Here is a 23,693-nt window from a genome sequence, read left to right on the forward strand (position 1 = left end):
GTGTAGGCGGCGCGGGATTCAGTCCAGCGGCCGCGGCGAGCGAGCCTCGTGCACGCGTTCCAGCCGGGTCTCGGTGTAGGACGCGATCTGGTCGACGACCACCCGCAGCCGGGCGCCGTCGTCGTCGGCGAGGGCGAACTCGGCCGCGAACTGCGGGTCGAGGCTCGCCGGGGCCTGGCCCCACAGCGACAGCGCGACCTCGCGGACCATGGTGCGCTGGTCGGCCTGAATCTGCAGGTGCTGGTGGTCGGACATGATGAACTGCAGCGCCAGCATCTTCAGCACCGCCACCTCGGCCCGGACCAGGGTCGGCACCGCGAGCTCGGCGTCGAAGCGACGCATCGTCGCGCGGCCCGCCTGTGCTTTGGTCTCGGTGACCGCGGCGTTGGCGAACCGGCCCACCAGCTCACTGGTGAGGCGCTTGAGCGCCACCGACGTCGCGACAGAGCCGTCGTACTTGCCGACGGCGGTGACGACGGGCAGCTGCGACAACCGCTGCGCGGCAGCGAGCATGTCGTCGTGTGTCACCGTCGGATGCGACCGGGCGCCCAGCTGGGCCAGGGCGTCGGCGGCATCGGCGTCGGCCAGGACCCGCAGGTCGATGCGGCCGGAGATGATGCCGTCCTCGACATCGTGCACGGAGTACGCGACGTCGTCGGCCCAGTCCATGACCTGGGCCTCCAAACACAGGCGCTCGGCCGGTGCCCCCTCACGCACCCACGCCGCGGCGGCCGCGTCGTCGTCGTAGAAACCGAACTTGACGCGGTCTTCGCGGAACCACGGGTACTTGATCACCGCGTCCAGCGCCGCCCGGGTCAGGTTCAACCCGGCCGAACGCCCCTCTGCATCAAGGATTTTCGGTTCGAGCCGCGTCAGAATCCGGAAATTCTGGGCGTTGCCCTCGAATCCGCCGAACGGCTTGGCGATCTCGTCGAGCGCGCGTTCGCCGTTGTGGCCGTAGGGCGGGTGGCCGATGTCGTGGGCCAGACCCGCGAGGTCGACCAGGTCGGGATCGCAGCCCAGCCCGACGGCCATATGGCGCCCGATCTGGGCCACTTCGAGCGAATGGGTGAGCCGGGTCCGCGGGGTCTCCCCCTGCCGCGGCCCGACCACCTGGGTCTTGTCGGCCAGCCGGCGCAGCGCGGCGCTGTGCAGCACGCGGGCCCGGTCGCGCGCGAAATCCGTGCGGTGTCCGGCATCGGTGCCGGGCAGTGTGGCGCTCTTGGAGCCCTCCTCGACCAGCCGCTGCCGGTCGAAGTCGCTGTAACCCTCGCTAATGCCCACGGCCGAAGTCTGCCAGCTCGGCCGCGCCGATCGGCCAGACACCCTCAAGGTAGATGCGCCTTCATTAGATTGACGGGCATGCGCCTGGCTCGCCTGATCAGTCTGATCGTCGCGGTGTTGACGGTCGGGGTCCTCCTGGCCCCGACTGCGGCGGGCAGACCGCCATTCCGACTACCCAGCCAGATCGTCGACGGTGCACATGCACTCAGCGGCCAGGACATGAACCACGTCACGCAAGCCATCGACAAGCTCTATGCGGACCGGCACGTGCGGTTGTGGGTCGTCTACGTCGATACGTTCGGCCAAGAACCCGAACCCTGGGCGCAGGCCACGATCCGCGCCAGCAGCCTCGGTTCGAACGACGCGCTGCTCGCGGTGGCCACCGAGGACCGGGCGTACGCCTTCCTGGCCGGCTCCGCGTCGGCGAGCGCTGCGGCCGTCGACTCCCTGCGCCGGAATGCAATCGAACCGGCTCTGCACAACGGAGATTGGGCACAGGCAGCCATCGTCGCCGCAGACGGGTTGCGGGCCCGGTCATCATCCGGCGGCTCCTTCCACTGGGTCGGGCTGGTGACCGTGCTGGCGGTGATCGGCGTCGCGCTGGCCGGACTCATCTGGTGGGCCCGGCGCCGACGTCGCGGACGTCGACAGGCCGACCTGAATGCCGCTCAGCAGGCTGACGCCACCGATCCGGCCGTCCTCGCGAAAATGTCACCGGAAACGCTGGAAGACCTGTCCAGATCGATCCTCGTCGAGGTCGACAACGCGGTACGCACCAGTGACAACGAGCTGGCGCTGGCCGTCGGCGAATTCGGCGAGCGGGACACCGCGCCGTTCACCGCCGCGGTGCAGAACGCGAAAAGCGCCATGGCACAGGCGTTCAGCGTGCGCCAGCGACTCGACGACGCGGCGCCCGAGACCCTGCAACAACGCCGGGAACTTTTGACCCAGGTGGTCGTCGCGGCAGCCCGCGCGGACAAGGAACTCGAGGACCGGCGTGCGGCGTTTCATCAGCTGCGCGACCTGGTGATCAACGCCCCGACGCGGCTCGATGCCCTGACGCAGCAGATGGTCGGCCTGACGGCCCGCATCGAACCCGCGCAGCAGACCTTGACCGGGTTGCACGGCCAGTTCGCCGACGCCGCCCTGGCATCGGTGGCCGGCAATGTCGGCGCCGCCAAAGAGCGGCTGGCGTTCGCCGACCAGAACATCACCGCGGCACGCGGTTTGGTCAGCAAGCCCGGCGACAGCCAGGCCGCACTGGTCAACGCCATCCATGCCGCCGAGGCGGCACTGGGCCAGGCACAACGCCTGCTGGACTCGGTCGACAGTGCCGCGACCGACATCACCCACGCGATCAGCGCCCTGCCCGCCGCGATCTCCGACATCCAGAACGGCATCACGGCCGCGGAGGCGATCGCGCCCGGCGCGCACTACACCGAGCTGACGGCCGCGCGTACCGCTGCGGCACAAGCGGTTTCGAATGCCCAGGCCACGGGTGCGGCCGACCCGTTGAGCGCCTTCACGCAACTGACCGCCGCCGACTCGCAGCTGGACAAGCTGCTCGCGACCATCTCCGAGGAAACCGCTGCCCTGAACCGGCTGCGGCAGTCGTTCGGGCAGGCACTGCTGACGGCGCAGTCCCGGGTGCGCGGCGTCTCGGATTTCATCGACACCCGCCGCGGCAGCGTCGGTCCCGAAGCCCGCACCCGGCTGGCCGAGGCGCAGCGCCGTCTGGAAGCCGCACAGTCGGTGCAAGCCACCGACCTGCCAGCGGCCATCGAACAGGCCAACGCCGCCGATGCTCTCGCGTCCCAGGCCCAGTCGTTGGCCGACAATGACGTTCAGGCCGCGCGCCAGGCCTACACCAGCGGCGGTTCGAGTACCGCCGCGGACATCGGCGGCATCATCATCGGCGGCGTGCTGTCGGGCATGATCCGCGGCGGCGGCGGTGGAAGCAGCCACGGCGGTGGTTGGAGCTCAACGACTTTCGGCGGCTCGGGCGGCGGCTTCTCCGGTGGTGGTGGCCGGTTCTAGTCGACGGCCGGGCCCAGGCTCAGGTGGTGTACAGCGACAGGTGGACGTACACCTCGTCGGGCCCGCGTTCGTCGACGACGATCTCGCGGTTGACCAGCTTGTGGTCCTTGGTGGTCACCTTGTCCTGCAGGAACAGCTGTGCGGGCGCGGTGGCCAGTGACGGTCCGGCAAGCACGGTAATGGTTTTCGGAACCTCGGACGGACGTGGCTGCGCCGGGAACTGGGCCAGGAACTCGCGCAGCTGACTGCCGGTCATCCGCAAGGCCAGGCGGTAGCTGGTGTCGCGGCCCGAATCCGTGTCGGTGGCCAGAACCTGCGCGCCCTGCGGCAGCGTCACATCGCCGAACGCCGCGGCCGTCTCGGCAGACACCTTCTGGCCTCCTCTTTTCTCGGTCGAACATGCGGAGAACGCACATACCGTCAGGAACGCTGTGGCCAAGGCAACCAGGAATCGCATTACCGGGGCACCCCGGCCTGTTGGTCGTTCGGATCGGCGGGACCACGTCCGTCGCGCCCGGTGATGTCGTCATAGTCCGCACCGATGTCGCGGATGCGCGCCGCGATGGCGTCCATGTCCGCATTCGACCGGTTGATGATGTCGGCGATCTCGGCGGTGCCCTTCGCCACCACGGGAAGCAGCGCACGATCACCCGCCGCGGTGGGCGGCACGGTGGCGGCCGCATCGACCACCCACTGTTTGACCGACTCGAGGTCGCGCCGGCCGGCTGTCACCACAGCCGCTGACCGTTCGACCTCGGCGCCGAGACGCCGGTCGAGTTCCGCGAGCCTGCCGATGGTCGCGGCATGAGCGCGATTGCGATCGTCGTATACCTCGGCCCCGGTGCCCGTCCATTCCCCGCCGGGCGCCGCCGACAGGACGGTGTCGCGCAATTCGTGGAACTGGCCGCTCATGTCGAAGTCCGAACCGCCGACCGGCGTCCCGGACCCGAACGTCGCACGCGCGTCGTCCCACGTCGACAGAAATGCGCCGAGTACTCCCACGCCGCCCCCTCTGATCCCCTTGACTCCTTTGACTCACAAGCCTATTCGCGCATGCGGTCGGTTCCCGGCGGCAATTTCTCACCCACAAGACGTGAAACGCTGAGCAAAAGCCCGGGTCACAGCTCGCCGACGGCACGCACCCGCACCCGCCACCAAGTTCGGTGACGCGAGGGGAGGTATCCATTCGAACGCTCGCGTCGTGGTAGAGCGGAGATCCGTGTCGAAACCTATTTTCGGCCAGACTTCACTCAGACCCCGGGGCACAATTGCACGAACGGTGCCCGTCACGGCTCAATTTTGGAGAATCGCTCGGACAAGTCAGCCCCAAAATCACCCAGTCGCAAGCTACGGCGCAATACCCATCGATTCCGCGTAGCCGGAACGAGCGTCACAAATCCAACTCGTGTTTCTAACGCAACCCATTTAACAATTGCTCGTGCACTAGTTTGTTTGAGGCGACGAAGTCTTGTTTTGCATCGCCGTTACCCCAATTTAGCTCTCTACCAGACCAATCCGATATCAGCCCCCCGGACTCGACCAAGATAAGGCCCGCGGCGGCTACATCCCAAAATCGAAGGTCCAACTCGAAGTGACCTTCAAATTTACCCTGCGCCACCGAAACCAGATCCAATGCCGCCGATCCAGACCTACGCAAATCCTGACAATGTGAGAACATTATTCGGGCGGCATCGAAAATTTTATGGGATCGTCGGCGATCGTAAGGCAATCCAAAACTGAGAAGACTTGATTTCAGGCTGTCGATTCTTGAAACACTTAACGGAACGTCCGGCTGGCCAAAAGACCGTCGATACGCACCATTATTTCTAGTCGCGTAAAACAAATCACCACTAAACGGATTGAGTACAACGCCCAGCCAGACCACGCGATCGCGAACGAGTGCAACACTTACCGCAGAGTGGTTAACCCCGTGAACCAAATTGGTCGTTCCATCGATCGGGTCAATGACCCACAGATGGCCATGGCTGATACCTTCCCCACGATGTTCCTCACCCAACACATCCGAGCCAACCACGAGTGGACGCAACTGCCGACCGAGCGTGAGTTCAACGCTCTCATCGAGGTCAGTGACGAGATCACCAATCGACCCTTTGGTTCTAACACCTGACGCCGAGCTACGAAACTCCGCCAGAGAACGGCCCACGTCGACGACAATCGCCATGACATCATCAAGCAGCGAATCGCCCACCGATGCCGTCATCGTGCCTTGCCCCACGGAAAATAGAAGTCGTCATCCTCCGCCAACCACCAGTAATAATCCGGCGCCTTATGATTTTTCACGGCCACCTTTGTCGCAGCAATTGCGGCCGAACGGATACGGTCGGGTTTTACATCGAGCCGGAGAAGGGCTTCGATCAAGCTGTCGAGAAAGTCGCCAGACATCACGAAGTCATCGACAATCAGTATATTTCCCGTGGTGATATCCTTAACAGCACCCGGAATACTGACGCTCCATTTTTTTGTATTAATAGAAATATCTGCGTCATTCTCTGGCCTGACAGCTTGTCCATCTTTCCATGTACTGATTCCCACATACACGATCGGCTCTTTGTTAAATTCGGAAATCAACAGGTTTGAAAATGTAGCACCACGCAGACCTGGGGTAACAATTATATCCGGCTGGAAGCCAGCCGACTTCAATCGCTTTCCTAGATCGTTCGAAGCCGCAAGAAGGTCGGCCCATTCAAGACGTTTGCGAAGTTTATTGAACGCTTCCGATCTACGGGCGTAGTGGACGGTTAAGACCACGCCGGCTATGCCAACCACTACACCGACCGCACCAAATGCGAAGCCGCCAACACCAAAAAGATCCATCAGCACAGCCTAATCGTTCAACGACGTGTATCTGGCGTTTTGGACACAGGCAATATCACCATCGAACTTCGCATGATTAAAGCCGCAAAAGGTTGTACCGGCCGAGCCAACCGCCGACAAAGACCGTTGCTATCGCGTCGTGGCCGATCCACTTTTCTACACAAATGCGCACGACTATCGTCGGAAGAACTCAGCAGCCCTTGAGGCGCACCGCGAGGTAGTCGCTGACGGCGTCGATGGCGACGCGCTCCTGGGTCATGGCGTCACGCTCGCGGATGGTCACGGCGTGGTCCTCGAGCGAGTCGAAGTCGACCGTGATGCAGTACGGCGTGCCGATCTCGTCCTGGCGACGGTAGCGGCGGCCGATGGCACCGGCGTCGTCGAACTCGACGTTCCAGTTCTTCCGCAGCTCGGCGGCCAGGTCGCGGGCCTTCGGCGACAGGTCGGCATTGCGCGAGAGCGGCAGCACCGCGGCCTTGACCGGCGCCAGGCGCGGATCGAGCTTGAGCACGGTGCGCTTGTCGACGCCGCCCTTGGCGTTGGGCGCCTCGTCCTCGTGGTACGAGTCGACCAGGAACGCCATCAGGGACCGGGTCAGGCCGGCTGCCGGCTCGATGACGTACGGCACGTAGCGGGTGTCGGTGCCCTGGTCGTAGAACGACAGGTCGACGCCCGAGTGCTCACCGTGCGTGCTGAGGTCGAAGTTGGTGCGGTTGGCGATGCCCTCGAGCTCGCCCCACGGGTTGCCGGCGAAGCCGAACTTGTACTCGATGTCGGTGGTGCCCGCGCTGTAGTGCGACAGCTTCTCCAGCGGGTGTTCGTACAGCCGCAGGTTCTCGGGGTTGATGCCGAGGTCGATGTACCACTGCAGCCGCGTGTCGATCCAGTACTTGTGCCACTCCGGCGCGGTCGAGGGCTCGACGAAGAACTCCATCTCCATCTGCTCGAACTCGCGGGTGCGGAAGATGAAGTTGCCCGGCGTGATCTCGTTGCGGAAGCTCTTGCCGATCTGGCCGATGCCGAACGGCGGCTTCTTGCGCGCGGTGGTCACGACGTTGGCGAAGTTCACGAAGATGCCTTGCGCGGTCTCCGGGCGCAGGTAGTGCATGCCTTCTTCGGACTCGATGGGGCCGAGGTAGGTCTTGAGCATCATGTTGAAGTCACGCGGTTCGGTCCACTGCCCCTTGGTGCCACAGTCCGGGCAGACGATCTCGTCCATCGGCACGGCGTCGGGGTCGTCGAGACCCTTCTTCAGGGCGTAAGCCTCCTGCATGTGGTCCTGCCGGTGCCGCTTGTGGCAGTTCAGGCACTCGACCAGCGGGTCGTTGAACACCGCGACGTGGCCCGAGGCCACCCACACCTGGCGCGGCAGGATGATCGCGCTGTCCAGGCCGACGACGTCGTCGCGGGAGGTCACGACGGACTTCCACCACTGCCGCTTGATGTTCTCCTTGAGCTCGACGCCCAGTGGCCCGTAGTCCCATGCCGACTTGGTACCGCCGTAGATTTCTCCCGACTGGAAGACGAGGCCCCGGCGTTTGGCCAGGTTGGCAACGGTGTCGATGATGGACGCCACGATGTTCGAGCACTCCTCGAGTCAGGTCGGATGCAACCCGTCCAGACTAGTGGGGGCTATTCCGCGACGAACTTGGCGTCCACCGCGGCACTGATCGTGATGTCGTCGGGAGTCAGGTCCAGGGTGGGCCCGCCGCCGGCCATCGCGGCCGGAGCCGCCAGGGGCATGGCGCGCGAGGCGCTGTACTCGGCTGGTGCCTGCAACATGCCCGGGTCCGCCAACTGCACCGCCGTCACCTCACCGCGTCCTGCGGCCTCGGCAAAAGCCCGTGCCTTGACTGCGGCATTGCGCACGGCTTCCTGCCGAAGTTCGGCTTCATAGGACTCCCGGTTCTCTTCGGTGACGTCCCAGTCGATGCGGCCGATCTCGAGTCCGTCCTCGACGGCCCATCGATCGAGGAACGTCGAAAGCTGTTCGAAGTCATCGAATTCCGCTTCCACTCTGATGTCGACCCGGAATCGCAGCTGGGCCCGGCCGTTCTTCGAGTACGGCCGGTAGCTGAACACCCGGACCTGGTCGCTGGTCCACTTGTTGACCGCACCCCCGTCCTGCAGGCCCCGCAGGTCGGTGGTCAGCCGGTCCTGCAGTGCGACGGCACGCCGGTAGACGTCGGTGCGCTCCGCGTCGTCCAGGCTGGCCGCCACTGCGACGGTCGCCCGCTCGGCGGCGTACTTGCGGCGGGCATGCCCGCGGACCACGACTTCCAGCTCACTCATGCCACGACCGTATCCGCGGGCACCGACGGATTCTTTGACATGCGATTGCGTGCATGGAAAGCTAAATGAAAATAGTTTCCAATAGCCGGGAGTACCGGGGTGCCACCCACCACTACGCATGACGAGCTCGACCACCAGCACAGCGGTGCGCCGTTCCCGTCGTCCCCACCGCGGGAGACGCTCGACGCCGCCGGCGACCTCCTGCGCGCCCTGGCCGCCCCCATCCGCATCGCGATCGTGCTGCAGCTGCGCGAATCGAAGCGCTGCGTGCACGAGCTGGTCGATGCCCTGGGCGTGACACAGCCGTTGGTCAGCCAGCACCTGCGCATCCTCAAGTCAGCCGGCGTCGTCGCCGGTGAGCGCGCCGGCCGCGAGGTGATGTACGGCCTGGTCGACCATCACCTCGCGCACATCGTCGTCGATGCCGTCGCGCACGTCGAGGAGGACCGGTCGTGACGGCGCCCACTCGCTCCACCAAGCAGCGCACCGCGATCGCCGCGCTGCTGACGAACGTCGACGAGTTCCGGTCGGCGCAGGAGCTGCACGACGAACTACGCCGCCGCGGCGAAGGCATCGGCCTGACGACCGTCTACCGCACCCTGCAATCCATGGCCGCAGCCGGACAGGTCGACAGCCTGCGCAACGACAACGGCGAGGCGCTCTACCGGCGTTGCTCACAGGCCCACCATCACCACCACCTGGTGTGCCGCCAATGCGGCGCAACGGTCGAGGTGGCCGGCACCGAAGTCGAGGCCTGGGCCACCGAAACCGCTGCGGCACATGGCTTTTCCGACGTCAGCCACACCATCGAGATCTTCGGGGTGTGCGCGGCCTGCACCGCGTCCGGTCCGGTCAGCTGACGCGCGCCCACTCCAGCACGGTGTCGCGGGTCAGGGGCGCCAACGCGATGTCACCGGGCGCATGCGGGTCGATCCAGGCCATCTCTTCGATCTCGGCGGCAATCTGCGGCATGCCGTCGAGCGTCACTGAGAACAGGTCGGCCGCGACGCTGTGCCCGGGTTCGTTGGCCGCAATCGCGGTGTGATGACCCAGCTCCCGCACGTCGGTGATGCCGACCCCGAGTTCCTCCCGGACCTCACGGGCCAGTGCGTCGACCGGTGACTCCCCCGGCTCGAGCTTGCCGCCGGGTTGCATGAACGCCGTCGTCCCGCGTTTGCGGACCACCAGCAGCCGCCCGCGCTCGTCGACCACCACTGCGGCGACGATCCGGATGACGGTCACGTCGGCGTCACGACGCCAGGTCGGCCCGCACGTCGACGCCGGTCGACAGCACCAGCATGACCAGTGTGGACAACGCGTCGTCACTGAGGCCGGCGGCCGGGAAGTTGTAGCGCAGCATCACGTCGCCGACCTTCTTGGCGCCGTTGCTCCGCGGATCGCCGGCGCGTTCGACCAGCACCACCGAGCCGAGCATGGTGCGTCCCGCGTGATCGGCAACCCGATCACGAAGCTTGTTGTCCAGCTTGATGTCCCACGCCAACGGTTGGGTCAGCGAGATCAGCTCCAGGCCTTCGCCGATGTTGACCACCCGCAGCGAGGCCACCGTCCCGTCGTGCGCCACGGTCAGGGCGCCGGCGGTCTCTTCGACGATGGTCACCGCATCGGCGAGCACTGATGACAACCGCTGCAACAAGTCCGACATCAGGCCCTCCCGAACCTTCGGTTCCGATTGACGTACTCCTCGCAGGCGGCCCACAGGTCGCGGCGGTCGTAGTCCGGCCACAGCTTGTCCTGGAAGACGTACTCGGCGTACGCCGCCTGCCACAGCATGAAGTTGCTGGCGCGCTGCTCACCCGAGGTGCGGATGAACAGGTCGACATCAGGTATGTCGGGGCGGTGCAGGTGCTTGGCCACCGACGCCTCCGAGATACGGGCCGGGTTGATCTTGCCCGCGGCGGCCTCTTCGGCGAGTTGACGCGCCGCTTCGACGATCTCGGTGCGGCCGCCGTAGTTCACGCAGTAGTTGACGGTGATGACGTCGTTGCCGATGGTCATCTGCTCGGCGATGTCGAACTCCTTGATGACGCTGCTCCACATGCGCGGCCGGGAGCCGACCCACCGCATGTTGACGCCCATCGCGTTCAGGTTCTCCCGGCGCCGGCGCACCACCTCGCGGTTGAAGCCCATCAGGAAGCGCACCTCTTCGGTGCTGCGCTTCCAGTTCTCGGTGGAGAACGCGTACACCGACAGGTGCTTGATGCCCAGTTCGATGGCTCCGCAGGTGATGTCGATCAGCACCGCCTCGCCCATCTTGTGGCCCTCGGTGCGCCCGAGCCCGCGCTGGGTGGCCCACCGGCCGTTGCCGTCCATGACGACGGCGACGTGGTTGGGCACCTGATCGGCGGGGATGTGCGGGGCCACGGCCTTGGAGGGGTGCTGGGGCGGCCGAGCGAAGCGGCCATTGGAGTTCGGCGGCAGCTCCGGAAAGACCACCGGCCAGGTCGAGACGTCCGGGAAAACGGGATAGTCGTCAGGCGCCTGCTGCAGCTGCGGATAGCTGGTCTTGCGCGCCCGGTTGAGTGCCATGGGCAATATCCTGCCTGAGGAGGGTTACTGGCTGTGGGGCGAGTGCGGTATCGGGTCTGACTCGGGCTGTCTGCTCTTCGCGCATGCGCTCATCGCCGCGCTCCACGAGCGGCAATGTCCGCAGCTTGCGCTCCAGATGCCACTGCAGGTGCGCGGCCACCAGCCCGCTGGCCTGGCTACGGTGCCCGGTCGGTGAGGCCTGCGCAAACTCCCAGTCACCGTCGTGCAGGGCGGCCATCAGATCCAGCACACCCTGCGGTGGGGTGACAGAGCCCGACGGCCGGCAGTGCACGCACACGCTGCCGCCGGCCGCGACGTGGAACGCGCGGTGCGGACCGGGCGCGGCGCAGCGGGCGCATTCGGTGATGGCGGGCGCCCAGCCGGCGATCCCCATGGCGCGCAGCAGATAGGCGTCGAGCACCAGTTCCCGGGGGCGGCTGCTGTCCGCGACGGCTCGCAGCGCGCCGACGGTGAGCCGTTGCAGCGCCGGCATCGGGTTGCGTTCCTCACCGGCCAGCCGCTCGGCGGTCTCCAGGATGGCGCAACCGCAGGTGTAGCGGCCGTAGTCGTTGACGATGTCGGCGGCGAACGCGTCGATGGACACCACCTGGGTGACGATGTCGAGGTTGCGGCCTGGGTGCAGCTGCACGTCGATGTGGGCGAACGGCTCCAGCCGGGAGCCGAACTTGCTGCGGGTCCGGCGTACGCCCTTGGCCACCGCACGGACCAGCCCGTGGTCGCGGGTGAGCAGCGTCACGATCCGGTCGGCCTCGCCGAGCTTGTGCTGGCGCAGCACGACCGCTCGATCCCGGTACAACCGCATCGGGAGATTGTCCCATCGCGGACCGACAACTTTGGTTAGGCGGCGCCGGGGAGTCGGCCGATCTATCCTCGGAATCGACATGGCCGAACCATCCGCTCCGCCCCGATTCCCGACTCTGACCCAGCAGTTGTACCGGCTCGCGAGCGGTGCGGTGACGTCCCAGCAGATCGTGCGGCAGTCGCTGGACGCCATCGCGGCCAGCCAGCTCGAATTGAACGCCTTCCGGGTGGTCTTCACCGAACAGGCGCCGGCCGACGCCGCTGAAGCGGACCGCAAACGTGCTGCCGGACAACATCTTCCACTCCTGGGCGTACCCATCGCCATCAAAGACGACGTCGACGTCGCGGGCGTGCCCACCCGCTTCGGCACCGACGGCCCGGTGCGCCCCGCCACCGAGGACGCCGAGGTGGTGCGGCGGCTGAAGGCGGCCGGTGCGGTGATCGTCGGCAAGACCAACACCTGTGAGCTCGGCCAGTGGCCGTTCACCAGTGGCCCCGGCTTCGGCCACACCCGCAACCCCTGGTCGCGCGAGCACACCCCCGGCGGGTCGTCGGGTGGTAGCGCCGCGGCCGTCGCGGCCGGATTGGTCACTGCCGCAATCGGATCCGACGGCGCGGGCAGCGTCCGCATCCCCGCCGCGTGGACCCATCTGGTCGGCATCAAACCGCAGCGCGGACGGATCTCCACCTGGCCGCTGCCGGAGGCCTTCAACGGCATCACGGTCAACGGGGTGCTGGCCCGCACGGTGGCCGACGCCGCGCTGCTGCTCGACGCGGCCTCCGGCAATGTCGAGGGCGATCTGCACAAGCCGCCGCCCATCGCGGCGGCCGAGGCCGTCGGCCGGGCGCCGGGCCCCCTGCGCGTCGCGCTGTCCACCAAGTTTCCCTTCACGCTGTTCCCGGCCCGGCTGCATCCGGAAATTCGGACCGCGCTGAATACCGTTGCAGGACAACTGGAAGAGCTCGGGCACACCGTCCGGCCGGACGACCCCGAATACGGCCTACAACTGTCCCTGGACTTCCTGGCGCGCTCCACTTCGGGACTTGCCGAATGGCGCGACCGTGTCGGACCCGAGGTGGCGCTGGACCGTCGTACCCGGTCCAACGTCCGCACCGGATGGCTGCTGTCGGAACACGCGCTCCGGCAGGCGCGGCGGCGGGAAAAGACCCTTGCGCGCCGGATCGGCTGGATCTTCAACCTCGTCGACGTGGTGCTGGCGCCGACCACCGCGCAGCCCCCGCCGCTGATCGACGCCTTCGACCGGCTCGGCAGCACCGCCACCGACCGCGCCATCATTGCGGCGTGCCCGGTGTGCTGGCCGTGGAACGCGCTCGGCTGGCCGTCGATCAACATCCCGGCCGGGTTCACCTCAGACGGGCTGCCCATCGGCGTGCAGCTGATGGGCCCCGAAGGCAGTGAGCCGCTGCTGATCTCGCTGGCCGCCAGCCTCGAGGCCATCAGCGGGTGGGCCACCAAGCAGCCCGACAACTGGTGGACCACTTAGTTTTTCCCGCGAGCGGCCGTGTCTGTACGCGACACACCGTCTATCTGCGTACGGCACGGGCCGCTCGCCAGCCGCGAGCGGCCCATAACTGCACGTCGAGACCGGCGTGTCGTGTACAGACACGGCCGCTCGCGTAGGTGTTTAAAAGCCCAACTTGCCAAGCTGTTTCGGGTCGCGCTGCCAGTTCTTCGCGATCTTCACCCGCAGGTTCAGGTACACCTTGGTGCCGAGCAGCTTCTCGATCTGGGTGCGCGCCGCGGTGCCGACCTCGCGCAGCCGTGAGCCGCCCTTGCCGATCACGATGCCCTTCTGGCTGTCGCGCTCGACGTAGATGATGGCGTGGATGTCGCACATCTCGCCCTGCTCCGGGGTACGGCCTTCGCGCTCAGTGAACTCCTCGATGACCACCGCGAGTGAGTGCGGCAGCTCGTCGCGGACGCCTTCCAGCGCGGCTTCCCGGATCAGTTCCGCGATGAGCACTTCTTCGGGTTCGTCGGTGAGTTCGCCATCCGGGTAGAACGCCGGTCCCGGCGGCAGCTTGCTCGCCAGCACGTCGATCAGGACGTCGACCTGCTCACCCGCCACGGCGGACACCGGCACGATCTCGGACTTGCCCTCGGTGAGCTCACTGACCGCCAGCAGTTGCGCGGCCACCTTGTCCCGCGGCACCTTGTCGGTCTTGGTCACGACCACCAGCAGCGTGGTTCTCGGTGCGACAGTGCGGATCTGCTGGTAAATCCAGCGATCGCCCGGCCCGATGGCCTCGTCCGCCGGGATGCACAGGCAGATGATGTCGACCTCGGAATAGGTGTCCTTGACCAGTTCGTTGAGTCGCTGGCCGAGCAGCGTGCGCGGCCGGTGCAGACCGGGTGTGTCGACCAGGATGATCTGGAAGTCCTCGCGGTGCACGATGCCGCGGATGGTGTGCCGGGTGGTCTGCGGCCGGTTCGACGTGATCGCGACCTTGGTACCGACGAGGGCGTTGGTCAGCGTCGACTTGCCGGTGTTGGGCCGGCCCACCAAACAGACGAAGCCGGAATGGAATTCGTCACTCATCGGATTCTCCTTCTTCGACGGCGTCAGCAGCCTCAACATCCTCGGGCTCGACCGGGGTCACCAGGACAGTGCCGATCCGGACCCGACCGCGATGGTCCCGGCCACCCTCGGCGCGCAATTGGAGGACCGCCGGGTGCTGCGATCGACGCGACGGGAACGACACCTGAACCTCCGCGCCGGGCAGTGGGACACGGCCCAGCTCGTGCGCCAGGAGCCCGCCGACGGTGTCCACGTCCAGATCGTCGTCGATCTCGAAGCCGCACAGTTCGGCCAGGTCCTCCAGCGGCAGCCGGGCCGACACCCGAAACCGGTTGTCGCCCAGTTCTTCTATCGGCAGCACTTCGTCGGTGTCGTACTCGTCGGCGATCTCGCCGACGATCTCCTCGAGCACGTCCTCGATGGACACCAGGCCGGCGATGGCGCCGTATTCGTCGACCAGCAGCGCCATGTGGTTGCGGGTGCGCTGCATCTCGTTGAGCAGATCGTCGAGTGGTTTGGAGTCCGGCATGAACACCGCGGGACGCATCACCTCGGCCACCTTGGTCTCGCGGCCGCCATTGGTGGAGTTGTACGTCTGCTCCACAAGGTCTTTGAGGTAGACGACGCCGACGACGTCGTCGACATTCTCGCCGATGACCGGGAGGCGGGAGTGCCCGCTGCGTACCGCCAGCGAGGTCGCCTGACCCGCCGACTTGTCGCTCTCGATCCACACCATCTCGGTGCGGGGCACCATCACCTCGCGCGCGGGGGTGTCGCCGAGTTCGAAGACGGACTTGATCATTCGGCGTTCTTCGGCGGCGACCACGCCGCGCTGCTGCGCCAGATCGACGACCTCGAGCAGCTCGATTTCCGAGGCGAACGGTCCGTTGCGGAAGCCGCGACCCGGGGTCAGGGCGTTTCCGATGAGCACCAGCAGCCGGCTGATCGGGGTCAGCAGCACCGAGATCACCTGCAGCGGCAGCGCCGAGATCAGGGAGATGGAGTAGGCGTTCTGGCGCCCGACAGTGCGCGGGCCCACGCCGATGGCCACGAAGCTGACGACCACCATGATGGCGGCGGCGGACACCAGCGCCCACCCTCGCGTCATCAGCTCATCGAGGTAGTCGACCAGCAGGACGGTCGCCGATGCCTCGCAGATAACCCGGAGCAGCACAACGAGATTGACGTACTGTGGCCGGTTCCGGATGATCTTCGCCAGCCGCACGGCGCCGGGCCGCTCATCACGGATCAGCTCGTCGACACGGGCGATCGAAACCGTGTTGATGGCCGCATCGATGGCCGCGAACACCCCGCCGAACGCAGCGAGCACTATGGCGCCGATCAACGGCGTCAACCCGGTCACGGCTCGTCGAAGTACCGCGACTTGTCGAGCAGCCTGCGGTCTTTCTCGGTCTGCCGGTCCTTGTGGTAGGCGTGCACCTGGTCGGCGACCCACTCTTCGAGCAGCTGGCGCTGCAGGTCGAACATCTCTTTTTCTTCGTCCGGCTCGGCGTGGTCGTAGCCCAGCAGGTGCAGCACGCCGTGCACGGTCAGCAGGGCCAGCTCATGGCCCAGCGAATGTCCCGCGGCCTCAGCCTGATTCGCGGCGAATTCGGGACACAGCACGATGTCGCCGAGCATCGACGGGCCCGGCTCGGGCGCATCCGGACGGCCACCGGGCTCGAGCTCATCCATCGGAAAGCTCATCACATCGGTGGGACCGGGCAGGTCCATCCAGCGCATGTGCAGATCGGCCATGGCCGACTGGTCCACCAGGACCATCGAGAGTTCAGCGGCGGGGTTGACGTCCATCTTGGAGATGACGAACCGCGCGACACTGATCAGTTCGTCTTCGGATACATCGATTCCCGACTCGTTGGAAACCTCGACCGTCACGCCGTCACCGCCTCGTCCGGCCAGTGGCTCTACGGTGCGCACGGTTGGCCAGACCGTGCTCGCTCACTTTGGCTTCCGCTGCTTCGTACGCGTCGACGATCTCCGAAACCAGCTTGTGGCGCACCACATCTGCACTGGTGAGTTCGGCGATGTGGATGTCCTCGATGCCGTCGAGCACCTCGATGGCCGACCGCAGACCCGACCGCATGCCGCCCGGCAGGTCGATCTGCGTGACGTCACCGGTGACGACGATCTTGGAACCGAAACCCAAGCGCGTCAGGAACATCTTCATCTGCTCGGCGGTGGTGTTCTGCGCTTCGTCCAAAATGACGAAGGCGTCATTTAATGTGCGGCCCCTCATGAATGCCAGTGGCGCAACCTCGATCACCCCGGCTGCCATCAGCTTCGGGATCATCTCGGCATCCATCATGTCGTGCAGCGCGTCGTACAGCGGCCGCAGATACGGGTCGATCTTCTCGTTCAGGGTGCCCGGCAGGAAGCCGAGGCGCTCCCCCGCTTCGACGGCGGGCCGCGTCAGGATGATCCGGCTGACCTGCTTGGTCTGTAATGCGCTGACGGCCTTGGCCATTGCGAGGTAGGTCTTGCCGGTACCGGCGGGGCCGATGCCGAAGACGATGGTGTGGGCATCGATGGCGTCGACGTAGCGCTTCTGGTTGAGCGTCTTGGGACGGATCGTCTTGCCGCGCCGGGACAGGATGTCCAGCGTCAGCACCTGAGCCGGTGACTCGCTGTCGGCGTCGTCGAGCATGCCGACACTGCGGCGCACGACGTCCGGGGTCAGCGACCCGCCACCGGCGGCGATCGCGATGAGCTCACTGATCACGCGCTCGGCCAGCGCCACGTCAGCGGGCCGTCCGGAGATCGACACCGAGTTGCCGCGGACATGGAGATCGGCCGCCAGCAGATTCTCGAGGGCTCGCAGATTGTCGTCGGCCGAGCCGAGCAGGCCCACCACAAGATCAGGCGGAACAGTGATGCTGCTTCGAACCGACGGGTCGAGCTCCGAGGAGCGCGACGCGGCGGCGTTCGTATCGCGGGGCGTCACGTGGTTTTCGATGCCTGCTTTCTTGGGTCGAGCTGAGGATCACATTCTACCGCCGGGCCGATGTGACGCCCAATGAGTTGGCTGGTCACGCAGCCGCGGGCGGTACCGATCCGGTACCGCCCGCGGGTTTCGTAGTTGTAGTCGCCGATTACCGACTCTGGTGGACGTTGGAGTCGACCTTGGGTGACTTGGCGCCCTGGTGGACGTCATCCAGCCAGTTCAGGTGGTCAACGCCCGTCGGCACCACGGTTGCCTGCACTCCTGTCGGTGCCGGGCCGACGGCGGCCACGGCGGGAACGGCGAACCCCATGGCACCGGCGGCCAATCCACCGGCGATAACTGCTGCAATTCCGAAATTCTTCATGGTGTGTTGCCCTTCGCTTCTTCTGTCCGTCTTTGTCCCCTTGCGGCCCGAGCCGCTGTGACATCCATGTAAACAGGCAGGTCAAGGGATTAATTCCGCTGGCAGGAAATTAATGTTTACTGGCAGGAATTGCTGTGCCCCAGGCCACACGAATCGACCTATTCGCCATGTCACGGAGTTCCGAATTAGCGCAATGGAGGGGCTTGCAGCGCTGTTAGGCTCGATTTCACCGGCGAGGGTCCGCCGGGGCGATTGAGGAATCGGGGAGGGTTCTGCATGGGTCCGCGTCATCGTGGCGGCAACAACAGATCGGATCATCCGTCGACGCCGCACAATCGGGACCACCGCCCGCGCCACGACGACGAGCCCACGCGGCCCATCCCACACCCGGACCGCAACGACCACGACGGCAACAACCCGCGGCGCGGCAACCAACACGACGGCAACCCGAGCCGGCGCAACCATGACGGCGGCGACGCGCCCAGCCTCGGCGAGAAGATCAACGACGTCCTCGGCAAGGCCAGCGATGCCCTCGACACCGCCGAATCCATCGGGGAGAACGTCAAGAAGCTGATGCAAGGCGATCCGATGGGCGCCATCGGGCTGGTGAGCGACGCGGGCGATCTCGCAAAACTGCTCCTGCCTGCGGCCGCACCGACCCCCATCATCGAGGTCGGCATGTACGGGCTGACGCTCGCGGCGCTCGGCTTCGGAATGGGCGACCCGGACACCGGGGAATCGTTCTCGGACGGCGCCGAGCTTTTTCAGGCCGCCGGCGACGGACTCAGCACCGCCTATCCGAACGAGTGGCACGGCAGTGCCGCGTCGGCGTATTCCAGCCGGAATGCCGAGCAGATCGGCAGTGCCGAACAGTTGCTGCAGGCCGACAACCTCGTCGTGCAAATCCTGGGCGAAGAAGCCGACCAGGTCGCTGCCGGACGCGAGACGATGGACAACATCGCCACCTGCCTCGGTGCGATGATCCCCGTCTGCATGGCGCTGGAGGCGACGGTCGTCGGCGCCCCGGAATCACTTGCGCTGCAGGCCGCTTCCGTCGCCGTCGCCGCCGCGGCCTCCGCCATGGCGATGAACAACATGATGTCTCAATCATCAAGCAACGCATCGAGATTGAGCCAGGCGACGAGCATGTACCAGACCGCGTCGCACGCTCCGCCGCTGAGCACCATGCCTCCGCCCCCGGCCGGCACCGGCAATGACGGCAAGGGCAATCCTTCCGGCGACCCAGGCAAGCCCAGCGCGCCGACCACGGATTCGCCGTACGGCCCGGGCACCGGTACCCCCACGGGCAATCCGCCCGGCACCGGCACGGGTACCGGCACCGGAGGCGGCGGTGGTTCGGGCTCCGGCGGCGGTTCAGGCTCCGGTGGCGGTTCCGGTTCAGGGTCCGGCGGTGGCGGCGCCCCGAGCATGCCGAAGGTGCCCGAAATGCCCTCGGCCCCAGCGGCATCGGGCGCCGGCACCGGCGCCGGTGCCGGCATGGGCGGCATGCCGTCCATGCCGCAGATGGGTGGCGGCTCCGGCAGTGGTGGCGGCGGAGGTCTCCTCGGTACCCTCGCCGGTCTCGCGGGACAGGCCGCGCAAACCGCGACGCAGGCGGCTCAAGCTGCACAGCAGGGCAAGCAGGACCCGGGCGCTCAGGATCCGAACGCGCAAGATCCCAACGCGCTCGGTGCGGACAAGGACGGCGACGGCAAGCCGGACGACCCGGCCGCCGACCCCAACGCCCAACCTGCCGAGGAGAAGCCGCCGGGTGCGCAGGCCGGAACCGAGTCACCGGCGGGCCGCGCACCCATCCAGGTGTCGTTCGACGACGGCGCCCACCACGTCGAGGTGGCCGTCGATCCCGAGACCGCCAAGGGCCCCGTCCACGTCAGCCTCGATCCCGCGAATCCCACTGCGCCACCGCGCATCACGACCGAAATCTAGTCTTCAACAAAGGAGCAACACATGGGCGGCAAGCTCAGCGTCGAGACCTCGGAGTTGCAGGAACTCTCCACCAAACAGAACGACGCCGCAGCGGTGTTCAGCGCTGCCGGCAACACCACGTCCTATGTCGAGGTCAAGGTGCTGGCCACCCATGGGCCGCTGTGCATGTCGACCCAGTCGGCCCTGAGCGCCGCGAACAACGCACGTAAGGCCGCCTGCGAGCAGATGATGAACAAGTCGCGCAAGCTCGCATCGAATCTGACGACGGCCGGGGCCCGGTACGACCAGACGGACGCGCAGGAAGGCTCCAACCTCAGCAAGCAGATGCAGATCTGATCGATGCCAGACCATTCTTGGGACGACCACGACGACGAGCACCTCGCCGAACCCGACGGCGCGCTCGACTACTTCGCCACGGACGGCACTGAGGACCCGGACCCGGAGGACTCGGGGCTGGATCTGATCGTGACATCGGACGAAAATCCCGGCGCGTCAGCCGAAACCGACTCGTACGCAGTAGCGATGGAGACCGTAGCCACCCCGGCAGCGGACGACGAAGAAGCGCAGGATGACGACGCGCCGCGCGTGGTGGTGTTCGCGGTGGCCGATCCCGCGGGCAACGTCACGGCCGAGGCGTCCATCGCCGGTTCGATCCAGCGGATCAAACTCGCCCCAGGGGCCGCCTCCCTGACCGAGGCCGACCTGACCCGCAGCATCCTGGCGACGGCGAAGCTCGCCAACATGAAGGGCCGTGCGGTGCAACGAGCCCTCATCGAAGGCGTCCTCGCGGCCGAAGGACTCGACGAGGACCGCGTCGAGGCCATCATCGAGACCAACGCGCCGGACCTGCCGACACCGCGCCAAGCCGATGCCGCGGTCGCCGCGGCCGAGGCCGCCTACCTCCGCGGTGAACATTGAGTGCCGACGCGCGGCCGGCCGGCGAACGCGCCTGGGCGGCATAGATGTTCGGCGGGCTCACAGACTTCCTGACCGATGTCGGTCGTGGCGCCGCCAAGGTTGTCAGCGGCGTCGACCACGCGGTCGATGAGGTCGGCCACGCGTTGGCCGAAGGCGTTCAGACCTACACCCACACCTTGAGTGAGGTCGGCGAAACCGTTCTCGACGGCGGTGAACAACTGGTCGAAGGTCTGGTCGACGGCGTCAAAGACACCGTGGCAGCCGAACTCGGGCTCCTGGGCGACGTCAACAACGCGATCATGAACGGTGTCATGGCCGTCGGCGGACTGGTCGCCGATGGTGCGGAGATGGCCGGCAAGTTGTTCGAGATGGCGTCGTGGGAGACGCCGATCATCGCGCGTGGCCTGCAGGACCTCGACAAGATGTCCAAGCAACTGGGCACCGGCGCACCCGAAAATGGCGAGTCGTTCAGCAAGGGCGCCGCCGAATTGAAGTCGGGCGCCACAACTCTCGGGCAGGCGGTCCCCGGCGACAGCTGGTCCGGCAGCGGCGCCAGCGCCTACTCGACCAAGAACAAGAGCCAGATCGAGCAGACCACCGCCATCGCCAAGGCCGACGCCGCCGTCGCGAAAATCCTTGCCCGAGAAGCAGGGCAGCTCGCCGCAGCGCGCAAGCAGCTGGACGTCATCTCCACAATGCTGTCCTTGGCGATTCCCGGGGCGGTGATGTCGCTGCACATGGGCGATCTGGTCGGGTGGCAGGTCAAGCAGATCACCGCGACCAACATCGCGATGGCCGCCGCCGGCCAGGTCATGAGCACCATGACGGCCCACGCCGCCACCAACGCCACCGAAATGACCGCGGCGGCAAGCGGTTACCAGACGGTGGCGACGGCTACCACGGCTCCCCCGCCGTCGGCGCCGAAGCCGCCGACCGCTGAGCCCCCGAAACCGGGCACCACGCCGAGTGGAAACACCGGCGGTGGCGGCGGGAGTTCGGGTGGTGGAGGGAGTTCCGGCGGCGGCGGCGGGGGGTCGCCCGGCGCACCGAAGATGCCGCAAATGGACATGCCCAGCGCGGCAGGCGCTTCCGGCGGGTCCGGCGGCGGCTCCCCGATGGGCGGCATGCCATCCATGGGCGGCGGCTCGCCGTCGGGTGGCGGGTCTCCTGCCGGTGGCAGCGGAGCCGGCGGTGGGCTCGGGTCGTTGGGCGAACTGATCGGTCAGGCGATTTCGGCCGCACAGGAGAAGAAGGACGACAAGGGCAAAGACGGCACCGAGGATGCGGCCGAAGAAAAGGACAAGGAAGAAGACAAAGACAAGGCCGAAGAGGACAAACCCGGCGAGGAACCGAAGGACGCGGCCGGTTCTGCTGCCGGTGACGGCGGCGCGGGGCGCCCGCCCATCCACGTCGCGGTCGACGACGGGGTCCGCCGCGTAGAGTTCGACGTCCAGCCCGAGCAGGCGCAGGGCACCGTCCACGTCAGCCTGGATCCGGCCAATCTGGATGCGCCGCCGCGCATCACGACCGAGACGTAACCCCGAGAGGATCGCATCATGACCGACCTGAAAGTCATCCCCGGGAAGCTGCGGGAATTGTCGGGCAAGCAGAGCGAAGCCGCTGCGCACTACCCCGCCGCGAGCAGTGCCACCGCGGGGGTGGCCGCCAAGGTGACATCGACGCACGGCACCATCTGCTCGGCCACGGCCTCCGCCGTGTCCACTGCCATGACAGCGCGCACCACCGCCTGCACCAACCTGCAGACCATGGTGACCCAGACGGCCGAAGACCTCATGACCGCCGCCGGGCAGTACGAGCGCGCCGACGCCCAGGGCGGCGAGAACATCAACCACACCCCGATGCCGCGCTGATCGACATGCCCGGCGACTGGGATGACCCCGACGAGGACGACACCGGCTGGCCCGCCGATGACCAGCCCGAAACTGCCTGGGCTCCAACGCAGTACGACGAGCCGATGCATGAAGAACGCTGGGTGCCCGGTGGCGACTGGGACCCGCAGCCCCCGGTCGCCGAGTATGAGCCACCCGCGCCGGATACGACCCCGGTCCCGAGTGTCCCGGTCTGGGTGAATGTCTCCAACCCTGCCGGTTCCATCACCGTGCAGGCCAGTACCGGCGGACGGATCCAACGCGTCGCGCTCTCCCCCGAGGTCGCCCGGATGCCGGAATCTCAACTCGCGCAACAAGTTCTGGCCACCGCCAAACTGGCCAACCTGAAGGGCCGGGCGGTGCAGCACCTGTTGATCGAACAGATGCTCATCTATCAGGGGTTGGATCGGGCTGCCGCTTGCGACTACATCGAGCAGCACATGCAGTTGCCGACGCCCGAGGAGTCACTGGCCGCCGAGTCCGAGGCGCGGGCGCAGTACCTGCGGGGCGAGTACTAGACCTGCCAGCGCGGCGTCAGCACCCCCAGGGCGCCCAACGCGACAGCCGCCGCGGTCGACGTCCGCAGCACCGACGGTCCCAGGCGAACGGCGACGGCGCCGGCGGCCACCAGGGCCGCCACCTCGCCGTCGGTGATACCGCCTTCCGGTCCGACGATCAGTGTCACGGCTTCGGTCGACGGCGAAATCACGTCGCGCAGCGCCACTTCGGCCGATTCGTGCAGCACCAGCGTGATGCCTGTACCGATCGAGGCGACCAGCTCAGTCGTGGATACCGGGCCGTTGACCGACGGCACGTACGGGCGCCGCGACTGCCGAGCCGCCGACCGGGCCACCGCGGCCCACCGTCGTAACCCCTTCTCCACCTTGGCCGCACCGTCCCAGCGCGCGACGCACCGTTCGGACTGCCAGGCCACGAAGGCATCGGCACCGGCCTCGGTGGCCAATTCGATTGCCAGCTCGGAACGTTCGGATTTGGGCAGCGCCTGGACCACCGTCACCGCCGGCACCGCGGCCGGGACCTCGGTGACCGACAGCACCCGCGCCGTCAGCCGCCCCTTCACCGCGTCCTCGATGACGCAGTGCGCCAACGTCCCGTCACCGTCCGACAGGTCGAGCTCTTCGCCCGGACGGATGCGCCGCACCGTCGCCGCATGGAATCCCTCGTCGCCGTCGACGACGGCCAGCCCGCCGACCTCCGGTACCGCATCGACGTAGAACAGCGCCCGGCTCACCAGA

27 protein-coding genes are annotated in these 23,693 nt (G+C 66.7%); 10 read left to right on the forward strand and 17 right to left on the reverse strand.

The genetic code is table 11. The features are described from left to right. Positions 1-18: 18 nt before the first annotated feature. Positions 19-1,284, reverse strand: coding sequence for a deoxyguanosinetriphosphate triphosphohydrolase (locus tag EB75_RS18530; protein WP_073696792.1), 1,266 nt, complete (start codon positions 1,282-1,284; stop codon positions 19-21). 78 nt (positions 1,285-1,362) lie between these two features. Here EB75_RS18530 and EB75_RS18535 point away from each other — a divergent pair, with 78 nt between their 5' ends. Then, complete coding sequence (locus tag EB75_RS18535) at positions 1,363-3,321, forward strand: TPM domain-containing protein (protein ID WP_073696793.1); 1,959 nt, start codon at positions 1,363-1,365, stop codon at positions 3,319-3,321. A 19-nt stretch (positions 3,322-3,340) separates the two neighbouring features. Here EB75_RS18535 and EB75_RS18540 read toward each other — a convergent pair whose 3' ends face one another. The 6 genes from EB75_RS18540 to EB75_RS18565 all read right to left on the reverse strand — a co-directional run bounded on the left by EB75_RS18540 (position 3,341) and on the right by EB75_RS18565 (position 8,448). Beyond that, on the reverse strand, positions 3,341-3,691 hold the full coding sequence (locus tag EB75_RS18540; RefSeq protein WP_286150244.1) for a hypothetical protein: 351 nt from the start codon (positions 3,689-3,691) through the stop codon (positions 3,341-3,343). 86 nt (positions 3,692-3,777) lie between these two features. Further along, positions 3,778-4,323, reverse strand: a complete 546-nt coding sequence (locus tag EB75_RS18545) for an EspA/EspE family type VII secretion system effector (protein ID WP_073696795.1) — start codon at positions 4,321-4,323, stop codon at positions 3,778-3,780. Positions 4,324-4,732: 409 nt separating this feature from the next. Then, on the reverse strand, positions 4,733-5,542 hold the full coding sequence (locus EB75_RS18550) for an inositol monophosphatase family protein (protein ID WP_142239691.1): 810 nt from the start codon (positions 5,540-5,542) through the stop codon (positions 4,733-4,735). Continuing rightward, a complete protein-coding gene (locus EB75_RS18555) occupies positions 5,539-6,156 on the reverse strand; it encodes a phosphoribosyltransferase family protein (RefSeq protein WP_142239692.1) in 618 nt (205 codons plus the stop codon). Before EB75_RS18555 ends, EB75_RS18550 begins: the two co-directional genes overlap by 4 nt. A 190-nt stretch (positions 6,157-6,346) precedes the next feature. Then, positions 6,347-7,732, reverse strand: coding sequence for a glycine--tRNA ligase (locus tag EB75_RS18560; RefSeq protein WP_073696798.1), 1,386 nt, complete (start codon positions 7,730-7,732; stop codon positions 6,347-6,349). A gap of 56 nt (positions 7,733-7,788) precedes the next feature. Next, a complete protein-coding gene (locus EB75_RS18565; protein WP_073696799.1) occupies positions 7,789-8,448 on the reverse strand; it encodes an SIMPL domain-containing protein in 660 nt (219 codons plus the stop codon). A gap of 99 nt (positions 8,449-8,547) precedes the next feature. Between EB75_RS18565 and EB75_RS18570 the strand changes: the two genes are divergently transcribed. Both EB75_RS18570 and EB75_RS18575 read left to right on the forward strand, forming a co-directional pair. After that, a complete protein-coding gene (locus EB75_RS18570; RefSeq protein ID WP_073696800.1) occupies positions 8,548-8,904 on the forward strand; it encodes an ArsR/SmtB family transcription factor in 357 nt (118 codons plus the stop codon). Then, positions 8,901-9,308 carry a Fur family transcriptional regulator gene (locus EB75_RS18575; protein ID WP_073696801.1) on the forward strand — a complete coding sequence of 136 codons (408 nt, stop codon included), beginning with the start codon at positions 8,901-8,903 and terminating at the stop codon, positions 9,306-9,308. Before EB75_RS18570 ends, EB75_RS18575 begins: the two co-directional genes overlap by 4 nt. Here EB75_RS18575 and EB75_RS18580 read toward each other — a convergent pair. Genes EB75_RS18580 through recO form a run of 4 tightly spaced genes read right to left on the reverse strand, consistent with a single transcriptional unit; the run spans position 9,301 to position 11,818 of the window. Then, complete coding sequence (locus EB75_RS18580; RefSeq protein WP_073696802.1) at positions 9,301-9,690, reverse strand: NUDIX hydrolase; 390 nt, start codon at positions 9,688-9,690, stop codon at positions 9,301-9,303. The two genes, EB75_RS18575 and EB75_RS18580, sit on opposite strands and share 8 nt — an antisense overlap. 7 nt (positions 9,691-9,697) lie before the next feature. Continuing rightward, positions 9,698-10,111 carry a hypothetical protein gene (locus tag EB75_RS18585; RefSeq protein ID WP_073696803.1) on the reverse strand — a complete coding sequence of 138 codons (414 nt, stop codon included), beginning with the start codon at positions 10,109-10,111 and terminating at the stop codon, positions 9,698-9,700. Continuing rightward, a complete protein-coding gene (locus tag EB75_RS18590) occupies positions 10,111-10,995 on the reverse strand; it encodes a decaprenyl diphosphate synthase (RefSeq protein ID WP_073696804.1) in 885 nt (294 codons plus the stop codon). The genes EB75_RS18585 and EB75_RS18590 overlap by 1 nt, the downstream gene beginning before the upstream one ends. Further along, a complete protein-coding gene (gene recO, locus EB75_RS18595; protein WP_073696805.1) occupies positions 10,940-11,818 on the reverse strand; it encodes a DNA repair protein RecO in 879 nt (292 codons plus the stop codon). The genes EB75_RS18590 and recO overlap by 56 nt, the downstream gene beginning before the upstream one ends. A gap of 79 nt (positions 11,819-11,897) precedes the next feature. Between recO and EB75_RS18600 the strand changes: the two genes are divergently transcribed. Continuing rightward, a complete protein-coding gene (locus tag EB75_RS18600; protein WP_073696806.1) occupies positions 11,898-13,322 on the forward strand; it encodes an amidase in 1,425 nt (474 codons plus the stop codon). Between the two features lie 141 nt (positions 13,323-13,463). Here EB75_RS18600 and era read toward each other — a convergent pair whose 3' ends face one another. The 5 genes from era to EB75_RS18625 all read right to left on the reverse strand — a co-directional run bounded on the left by era (position 13,464) and on the right by EB75_RS18625 (position 17,683). Then, the gene (era, locus tag EB75_RS18605; protein ID WP_053854020.1) at positions 13,464-14,378 is read right to left on the reverse strand and encodes a GTPase Era; all 915 of its coding nucleotides are present in this window, start codon (positions 14,376-14,378) and stop codon (positions 13,464-13,466) included. Continuing rightward, positions 14,371-15,720 (reverse strand): hemolysin family protein, encoded by a 1,350-nt coding sequence (locus EB75_RS18610; RefSeq protein ID WP_073696807.1) that lies wholly within the window; start codon positions 15,718-15,720, stop codon positions 14,371-14,373. Before EB75_RS18610 ends, era begins: the two co-directional genes overlap by 8 nt. Next, positions 15,717-16,253, reverse strand: coding sequence for an rRNA maturation RNase YbeY (ybeY, locus tag EB75_RS18615; protein WP_020102089.1), 537 nt, complete (start codon positions 16,251-16,253; stop codon positions 15,717-15,719). Before ybeY ends, EB75_RS18610 begins: the two co-directional genes overlap by 4 nt. A 4-nt stretch (positions 16,254-16,257) precedes the next feature. Beyond that, entirely contained in the window at positions 16,258-17,319 is a 1,062-nt protein-coding gene (locus tag EB75_RS18620) for a PhoH family protein (protein ID WP_073696808.1), read from the reverse strand. Between the two features lie 148 nt (positions 17,320-17,467). After that, a complete protein-coding gene (locus EB75_RS18625) occupies positions 17,468-17,683 on the reverse strand; it encodes a hypothetical protein (protein WP_073696809.1) in 216 nt (71 codons plus the stop codon). Positions 17,684-17,959: 276 nt separating this feature from the next. On the opposite strand from EB75_RS18625, the gene EB75_RS29365 reads away from it, so the two are divergent. From EB75_RS29365 to EB75_RS18655, 6 genes are read left to right on the forward strand one after another with little or no spacing between them, the layout of a single operon-like run. Continuing rightward, on the forward strand, positions 17,960-19,630 hold the full coding sequence (locus EB75_RS29365; RefSeq protein WP_073696810.1) for an EspA/EspE family type VII secretion system effector: 1,671 nt from the start codon (positions 17,960-17,962) through the stop codon (positions 19,628-19,630). A gap of 21 nt (positions 19,631-19,651) precedes the next feature. Next, on the forward strand, positions 19,652-19,966 hold the full coding sequence (locus EB75_RS18635; RefSeq protein WP_073696811.1) for an ESX-1 secretion-associated protein: 315 nt from the start codon (positions 19,652-19,654) through the stop codon (positions 19,964-19,966). 3 nt (positions 19,967-19,969) lie between these two features. Beyond that, positions 19,970-20,548: a hypothetical protein gene (locus tag EB75_RS18640; RefSeq protein ID WP_073696812.1), complete on the forward strand. Its 579-nt coding sequence runs from the start codon at positions 19,970-19,972 to the stop codon at positions 20,546-20,548. Positions 20,549-20,592: 44 nt separating this feature from the next. Beyond that, a complete protein-coding gene (locus EB75_RS18645; RefSeq protein ID WP_073696813.1) occupies positions 20,593-22,086 on the forward strand; it encodes an EspA/EspE family type VII secretion system effector in 1,494 nt (497 codons plus the stop codon). An 18-nt stretch (positions 22,087-22,104) separates the two neighbouring features. Beyond that, positions 22,105-22,419 (forward strand): ESX-1 secretion-associated protein, encoded by a 315-nt coding sequence (locus EB75_RS18650; RefSeq protein WP_073696814.1) that lies wholly within the window; start codon positions 22,105-22,107, stop codon positions 22,417-22,419. A gap of 5 nt (positions 22,420-22,424) precedes the next feature. Further along, positions 22,425-22,955, forward strand: a complete 531-nt coding sequence (locus EB75_RS18655; RefSeq protein ID WP_073696815.1) for a hypothetical protein — start codon at positions 22,425-22,427, stop codon at positions 22,953-22,955. Here the strand turns inward: EB75_RS18655 and EB75_RS18660 are convergent. Further along, positions 22,952-23,689 (reverse strand): 16S rRNA (uracil(1498)-N(3))-methyltransferase, encoded by a 738-nt coding sequence (locus EB75_RS18660; protein ID WP_073696816.1) that lies wholly within the window; start codon positions 23,687-23,689, stop codon positions 22,952-22,954. The genes EB75_RS18655 and EB75_RS18660 overlap by 4 nt on opposite strands. Positions 23,690-23,693 lie beyond the last annotated feature (4 nt).

The organism is Mycobacterium sp. ST-F2 (assembly GCF_001905655.1).
GTDB lineage: Bacteria > Actinomycetota > Actinomycetes > Mycobacteriales > Mycobacteriaceae > Mycobacterium.

Coding starts and splice junctions, on each gene's coding strand:
- EB75_RS18535 (WP_073696793.1), top strand. CDS start 1,363: ATGCGCCTGGCTCGCCTGATCAGTCTGATCGTCGCGGTGTTGACGGTC.
- EB75_RS18550 (WP_142239691.1), bottom strand. CDS start 5,542: ATGACGGCATCGGTGGGCGATTCGCTGCTTGATGATGTCATGGCGATT.
- EB75_RS18555 (WP_142239692.1), bottom strand. CDS start 6,156: ATGGATCTTTTTGGTGTTGGCGGCTTCGCATTTGGTGCGGTCGGTGTA.
- EB75_RS18565 (WP_073696799.1), bottom strand. CDS start 8,448: ATGAGTGAGCTGGAAGTCGTGGTCCGCGGGCATGCCCGCCGCAAGTAC.
- EB75_RS18585 (WP_073696803.1), bottom strand. CDS start 10,111: ATGTCGGACTTGTTGCAGCGGTTGTCATCAGTGCTCGCCGATGCGGTG.
- EB75_RS18590 (WP_073696804.1), bottom strand. CDS start 10,995: ATGGCACTCAACCGGGCGCGCAAGACCAGCTATCCGCAGCTGCAGCAG.
- recO (WP_073696805.1), bottom strand. CDS start 11,818: ATGCGGTTGTACCGGGATCGAGCGGTCGTGCTGCGCCAGCACAAGCTC.
- EB75_RS18600 (WP_073696806.1), top strand. CDS start 11,898: ATGGCCGAACCATCCGCTCCGCCCCGATTCCCGACTCTGACCCAGCAG.
- era (WP_053854020.1), bottom strand. CDS start 14,378: ATGAGTGACGAATTCCATTCCGGCTTCGTCTGTTTGGTGGGCCGGCCC.
- EB75_RS18625 (WP_073696809.1), bottom strand. CDS start 17,683: ATGAAGAATTTCGGAATTGCAGCAGTTATCGCCGGTGGATTGGCCGCC.
- EB75_RS29365 (WP_073696810.1), top strand. CDS start 17,960: ATGGGTCCGCGTCATCGTGGCGGCAACAACAGATCGGATCATCCGTCG.
- EB75_RS18635 (WP_073696811.1), top strand. CDS start 19,652: ATGGGCGGCAAGCTCAGCGTCGAGACCTCGGAGTTGCAGGAACTCTCC.
- EB75_RS18640 (WP_073696812.1), top strand. CDS start 19,970: ATGCCAGACCATTCTTGGGACGACCACGACGACGAGCACCTCGCCGAA.
- EB75_RS18645 (WP_073696813.1), top strand. CDS start 20,593: ATGTTCGGCGGGCTCACAGACTTCCTGACCGATGTCGGTCGTGGCGCC.
- EB75_RS18650 (WP_073696814.1), top strand. CDS start 22,105: ATGACCGACCTGAAAGTCATCCCCGGGAAGCTGCGGGAATTGTCGGGC.
- EB75_RS18655 (WP_073696815.1), top strand. CDS start 22,425: ATGCCCGGCGACTGGGATGACCCCGACGAGGACGACACCGGCTGGCCC.